This window comes from Neobacillus drentensis, from assembly GCF_036966985.1.
GTDB lineage: Bacteria > Bacillota > Bacilli > Bacillales > Cytobacillaceae > Neobacillus > Neobacillus drentensis_E.
In genome coordinates this window covers 1-6,283 of the sequence record NZ_JBALSN010000268.1, presented here as the reverse complement: position 1 = coordinate 6,283, position 6,283 = coordinate 1, and the positions used below count along the sequence as shown (strand labels likewise).

The following is a 6,283-nucleotide window of genomic DNA, read 5'->3' as shown; positions in this document are numbered from 1 at the left end:
CGAATTGGTGTCAGGCACTCTTTTTTTACTAGAGAGTGAAAACAAGGAATCGAGGCGGTTTTCAAGAATATATAAGTTGAAAATGTATTCTTAATGGGGGTTGTGTCTAAATGAGGGTAGAGGTTCTGAAACCGGACAAGATTATTGGCTTTATTGAGTATTGCAAGAAACATCGGAATGAGGTGGATGATTCTTTTTTGTACGAAGAGGATCTGAAGGAATTTACGCCCAATGCCGAAAGTCCGACCTATATTGTGATGGATCAACAAGGTGATATCATCGGGGCGGCTTCGCTGATCATTGATGAATACAATCGTCGTGGACAGAGGGCCCGCTTTCGAATCTTTCATTCCGAAGTCGAGGAGCCCGTCATTTATAAGGAACTGCTGCAGGGTCTTTTAAAGCATACAGAAGGATTAAGGAAGATTTACATTTTTATACCTTTGAATAATCAACGATTGATGAGTGTGATGAAGCAGTTAGATTTTTCAGTGGAGAGATACGCCTTTTTGCTGATCAGGGAAGACAGTGATGTTCTTGAATGGAACATGCCGCAAGATTATCGTATTAAATCATTTCGTTCTGGGGTAGATGAAAAGATTTGGAGTGAAGTCCGCAATACTGGTTTTGCAAAACTCAAGGGCAATGAAACACCGGTCACTCCAGAAATGGTGGCTAAAATGGCTGAAGGCAACGATTACTTAGAAGGCGGTATGAAAATTCTTTATCATCTCGAAACACCAGTTGGTATCGTAAGGGGGGCTGACGACGAATATGAGGGAGCTCCAATTATGAATATAGGTCCGCTTGCTATCATTCCTGAATATCAGGGACTAGGGTTAGGCAGACTTCTCCTAAGGGCTTCCCTTCAGTTCGCAAAGGAAAAAAACTATAAAAAAACCATCCTCTCGGTGAATGGAGAAAATGAGCGGGCACAAGCTTTATACATTAAGGAAGGTTTTAAGCAAGTGGAGGGTGTGGCCTGTTTTGAATATATTTTGCAGTCTTAAACGAATATAGACTAGACCCCATCGAATGTATTAGAATAACAGGGATGATTGGAGGAATTGTACAAATGTCTAATTTGCCTAATTGCCCAAAATGTAATTCTGAATACACGTACGAGGATGGAAGTCTTTTTGTTTGCCCGGAATGTGCTCATGAATGGAACTTAGAATCAGAAGTAGAACAAGAGGATCTAAAAGTGGTGAAGGATTCCAATGGAAATGTCTTAAACGATGGGGACTCTATCACCGTCATTAAGGACCTGAAAGTTAAAGGAAGTTCATCAGTTTTAAAGGCAGGTACGAAGGTTAAAAACATCCGTTTAGTGGATGGAGACCATAATATTGATTGCAAAATTGATGATTTTGGCGCAATGAGCTTAAAATCTGAATTTGTTAAAAAGTTATAAGGTCAAAGAGCTAGGTATAACACCTAGCTTTTTACATAGAAAAAATTTCTATTTTGCAAGGGGGAAATTGTGATGGAAAAAGTACTTATTCTTGGCGCAAGCGGACTTGTTGGAAGAGCTTTACTCAATGAATTTAAAGATGGATTTGATCTATACGGAACCTATTCCACTTCGTTAACCAATCTCCCTGTTGAGAAGCAGTTCCAACTGAACGTTCATCAAATCGACAAGTTGAGGGGAATTATACAATCCATTAAACCTGACATCGTGATTTCTTGCCTAAGAGGAGATTTTGACCAACAGTTGATGTTTCATAAGGAATTGGCGCTAGCAATACAACATACTAAATGCCGTGTGTATTACTTTTCCACTACAAATGTATTTGATGGCGATTTATTAAAACCCCACACAGAATCAGATATACCAATGGCTGAATCAGAATATGGAAAATTCAAAATTGCATGTGAAAATATACTTAAAGAAATTTTGGATGAACGAGTGATCGTTATCCGAATCCCTGCAATCTGGGGGAAGAATTCTCCCAGATTGAATTTAATAAAAGAAAGTATAAAAAATAATAAAACAATTGATGTCTATAACAATTTGGTCTGTAACAATCTTTTAGATGTTCAGTTAGCAAAACAACTACACTTCATCATTGAGAGCCAACTAAAAGGGGTCATTCACTTAGGTACGAAGGATAGAATGACGCAGGGGCAATTTTTTGAACAGGTCATAAGTAAACTTACGAGTGAAAAGAACATATTACGCTATCAATCTTATCAGGACAAAGATGTTACTTATTATTTTCAATTAATCTCAAATCGTGAGGATCTCCCAAATTTTCTACAATGTACGAACGAGGAGGTTATAGGATACCTAATATAAAGAGCTTGGTTGCCCAAGCTCTAGATAACTCTAACAATGGCCCATTTCTACATGATAGTTTTTCTCAGTCAGAGCTTTATGCAATAGCTCAATATGATCGTGGTTTTTAGTCTCAACCGAAATCTCAATTTGAGCATAGCCAGGATAAATATCCTTGCCAATTCGATGAAGATTAACGGATTGAACATTGGCATCTAAATCAGTGATCGAGCCTAAGACCCGTTGCAGTTCACCAGGTTTGTCTTTTAAAGTAATAATAAAATTAGCGTATCTTCCAGACTCAACCAAGCCCCGTTCAATAATTCTTGAGATAAAGTTCATATCGACATTCCCACCGCTTAACACAGCCACCACTTTTTTCTCCTTTATATTTATTTTTTCATAAAGTAAGGAAGCAAGTGAGACAGCACCCGAACCCTCTACTAACAGTTTATTTCTTTCCAATAGCATAAGCATGGTCCTTGCAATTTCCATTTCATCGACACAAAATACATCGTCCACGTATTTTTGAACCACTTCAAACGGTTTGAGTCCCGGTCTCTTCACTGCTATTCCATCCGCCATTGTAGGGGTTGAATCCACCATAACAGGCTTATGTTCAAACAGGGACTGTTTCATACTTGGGCAGGCAAGTGCTTGAATACCGTATACAGATATATTGGGGTTTTTCTCCTTAATAGCCGTAGCGACACCAGCAATCAGTCCACCGCCGCCAATAGGGCATATAACAGCTTCTACTTCAGGAAGTTGATCAAGAATCTCTAATCCAACCGTTCCTTGCCCTGTCATAATCTCTTCATCATCAAAAGCATGAATAAAGGTAGCACCCATTTGCTCTTTCAGTTCTAATGCATAAGCGAGAGCGTCATCAAATACTGCCCCTTCTAGGACAACTTCTGCCCCATATTGCTTTGTAGCCAGAATCTTACTAAGTGGTGCACCTTTTGGCATTACTATGGTACAAGGAACACCAAGCATTTGGCTCGAATAGGCCACCCCTTGTGCGTGATTTCCCGCTGATGCGGCAACTACACCCTTTCCCAGTTCTTCCTTTGATAACGAATTAAGCTTATTGTACGAGCCCCTTACTTTAAAGGAGCCTGTCTTTTGGAGATTTTCCAGTTTTAAAAAGATTTCATTATGAGCGAGCTGACTAAATGTTTTCGAGTAATCAAGGGGAGTGGCATGAACAATTCCCTTCATTTTCTCACGTGCTACGATGATATCGTCAATGTTCAATGTAATTCCTCCTCCGTCCAAAAAAGTTCTTCTTTTTAGGATGTACTGGAGCAAATAAACTATGTCATGAAAAGACTAATTGCAGAAAGAGAGGCATAAGGTCTGTCCAAGCTGTCACTTCTCTTTTCGTGTTTGCGGTAGGATACTAATGAGAATGGAGACTACTTTCTTCCATCCAATAGGCTTCCCGAATATTGATATGCTTACGAATTTTCCGGATGATATCGGTGGTGATTTCTCCTTCTTCGTACAAATTCTGAATCTCATCTCTTTCAGCCTGGAAAGCCTTTACACGCAATTCTCTTTGTAAATCTCTGTAATGAGCAGAGTCGACACCCTTTTTTGCTAATTTAAATTTCGTGAGCATTTCGCTATATTCTCCGATAATCACTAAATACACATGCTCATTTTCAGGTGTCATCTGGTTATTTAAAGACTTAATGGCGGCTTTAGCCATATTCATTTTTAACTGAATCATTTTCTTTAATTGTGCCTGGCGGGTATCAAGCTGTTGCTGGCTTTTCGGCATGATTAATTGAATTAGTTTTAATACACCTCTTTTAGCCAGTGTCCCAATAAATAATCTTCTAAAGCGCATCCGATTGGTCACAGCAAGCCTCATCCTCTGAATATGTTCATTAGACAAATAATAAGTTTCTCGGTCTATTCTCCCCTCTACTTTTAATTTTTCAATGTAGAGGGCTTCAGCGTCCAAGGCCTTCATCCGAATTTCAGTTTCGAGTATTTTTAAGTGCTCGGAGTTTTTATTATTTTCAGTGTTCAGTTGATTTCGGATTTGATTGTATGAGGCGATAACCGAGACCGCTGCGCCACGATTCTCATCATTCATCAATTCACGAATCGAACGAATGGCTGAATCAATCGTCCGCAGTTTCGCCTCACGCAACATTTCTTCCCGTTGTTCATTGGCGTTTACTTTTTCCGTTCTAGCAAGGATAGGCAAGAAGATACTGGCTGTTATGAGCGTCACTAGAATAACTCCAGCAGCTATAAAAATAATTAAAGAACGCTGCGGAAAGGGAGATCCGTCGGCTAGGACATATGGAATGGTAAATGCCCCTGCTAGGGTAACCGCCCCTCTAACTCCGGAGATAGTGATAATCCCAATAGCTCTCATCGAGGGCATTTCGATTTCCTTCTTGAGCCACTCCCACTTCCAGGCCGCGCCAATCCATAAAAAGCGCAAGAAGAGAAGTGCAGTTGATATGATGAAAATATACTTACTCACTTCCCAATTATTAAACAATGGGTCTTTGAAAATTTCACTAATAACACTTGGAATTTGCAGGCCTAATAGAACGAACACCAATCCGTTCAAAATATAGATAAGTACCGTCCACGTGTTTTGTGAAACCAATTGCAATTTCATCGCAGGGGATTGGTCACGTTCCCGATAGATGGTATGTACAATACCTGCCGCAACGACAGATAAAATACCCGAGAGATGAACATGCTCCATAAGGTAAAAAATCACGAATGGGGTGAGAAGTTGGATCAACATGTGTATGGTCACATCCTCCATCCCCAGCCGGCGAATAAAGATTTTCAGTTGAATGATTAGTATCGAAAGAAGTGCACCGCCAGCCAGACCGCCAATAGCAATTACGATGAAACTCCCGCTTGCCTGAGCCAATGAAAAAACACCTGTTACCATTGCGGCAACCGCAAATTTAAATGCAACCAATCCAGAGGCATCGTTCATTAGTCCCTCTCCTTCAAGGATATGCATAATCGTTTCCGGTATCTTCACCCGGCTCGAAATGGCACTCACAGCAACGACATCGGTCGGAGAAAGAATCGCAGCCAAAGCAAAAGCAGCAGGCAATGGAATCGACGGAATCAGCCAATAGATTAAGTATCCTATTGCGAATACGGTAACAAACACAAGACCAAGAGCCAGCAATAGGATTGGTTTTCGTAATTTCCATAATGCGTGCCGTGAAACATTTTTACCATCATGAAAAAGTAGGGGAGCGATAAATAAAACAAAGAACAATTCCGGTTCCATCGGGATATGAATGCCTAACGGCAGCGAAGCAAGTAACACCCCGAGTGCAATTTGAACCAGCGGTACTGGGACGTATGGCAAAAAATGATGGATGAAACTAGATAATCCAATGACAGCAAGTAATAAAAGTATAAGCAAAAAAAGTTCCATTGCAGGTCTCCTCTCTTAAGTATTTTGTGTAACAAAGATATTTTTCAACACATTAGAGAGAGTAATTTCATATTTTCAACAAAATAAGCGAACAGTGAAGACGCTGTTCGCCACATTCGGTAATACGAACTTCCCTAAAATATTTTATTATGGTGCAAATTAGTTAAAGTATGATGCTTTTAAAAACTTTATTTATGTTTAAACTTTTTTGCAAAAAGAAGTTGACTTACCTGCAGATTATTTGTTATATTAATATTCGTCGCTGAGACGGCGATGTTAATTTCAAAAAGAAGTTGACTTTTTCAAGGTGAAGTGTTAAAGTTAATTTCGCTGTCGCTAATTTATAGTGATATATTGTTCTTTGAAAACTAAACAAACAAAATCGTGCAAACAAACAATATTAATCGTGTTTCTTCTATATAATATGAAGAACATGAGCCAACGTAACAAATTGAGCTAATCAACTTTCTTGGAGAGTTTGATCCTGGCTCAGGACGAACGCTGGCGGCGTGCCTAATACATGCAAGTCGAGCGAGACTCTTCGGAGTCTAGCGGCGGACGGG

5 protein-coding genes and 1 rRNA gene are annotated in these 6,283 nt (G+C 39.7%); 4 read left to right on the top strand and 2 right to left on the bottom strand.

Annotated elements, in window-relative coordinates; genetic code table 11:
- The first annotated feature begins 110 nt into the window (after nt 1-110).
- The 3 genes from V7659_RS17980 (at nt 111) to V7659_RS17970 (ending at nt 2,302) form a co-directional block, all read left to right on the top strand.
- The gene (locus V7659_RS17980; RefSeq protein WP_335541169.1) at nt 111-1,010 is read left to right on the top strand and encodes a GNAT family N-acetyltransferase; all 900 of its coding nucleotides are present in this window, start codon (nt 111-113) and stop codon (nt 1,008-1,010) included.
- A gap of 65 nt (nt 1,011-1,075) precedes the next feature.
- Nucleotides 1,076-1,414, top strand: coding sequence for a zinc ribbon domain-containing protein YjdM (locus V7659_RS17975; protein ID WP_335541168.1), 339 nt, complete (start codon nt 1,076-1,078; stop codon nt 1,412-1,414).
- 72 nt (nt 1,415-1,486) lie between these two features.
- Complete coding sequence (locus tag V7659_RS17970; RefSeq protein WP_335541167.1) at nt 1,487-2,302, top strand: sugar nucleotide-binding protein; 816 nt, start codon at nt 1,487-1,489, stop codon at nt 2,300-2,302.
- A gap of 30 nt (nt 2,303-2,332) precedes the next feature.
- Here the strand turns inward: V7659_RS17970 and ilvA are convergent, their stop codons facing one another.
- Together ilvA and V7659_RS17960 are read right to left on the bottom strand one after the other, a co-directional pair.
- Complete coding sequence (gene ilvA / locus V7659_RS17965; RefSeq protein WP_335452512.1) at nt 2,333-3,505, bottom strand: threonine ammonia-lyase; 1,173 nt, start codon at nt 3,503-3,505, stop codon at nt 2,333-2,335.
- A gap of 181 nt (nt 3,506-3,686) precedes the next feature.
- Nucleotides 3,687-5,720: a Na+/H+ antiporter gene (locus V7659_RS17960; RefSeq protein ID WP_335541166.1), complete on the bottom strand. Its 2,034-nt coding sequence runs from the start codon at nt 5,718-5,720 to the stop codon at nt 3,687-3,689.
- Between the two features lie 466 nt (nt 5,721-6,186).
- Here V7659_RS17960 and V7659_RS17955 point away from each other — a divergent pair.
- Nucleotides 6,187-6,283 (top strand): 16S ribosomal RNA (locus tag V7659_RS17955); the annotation flags it as partial.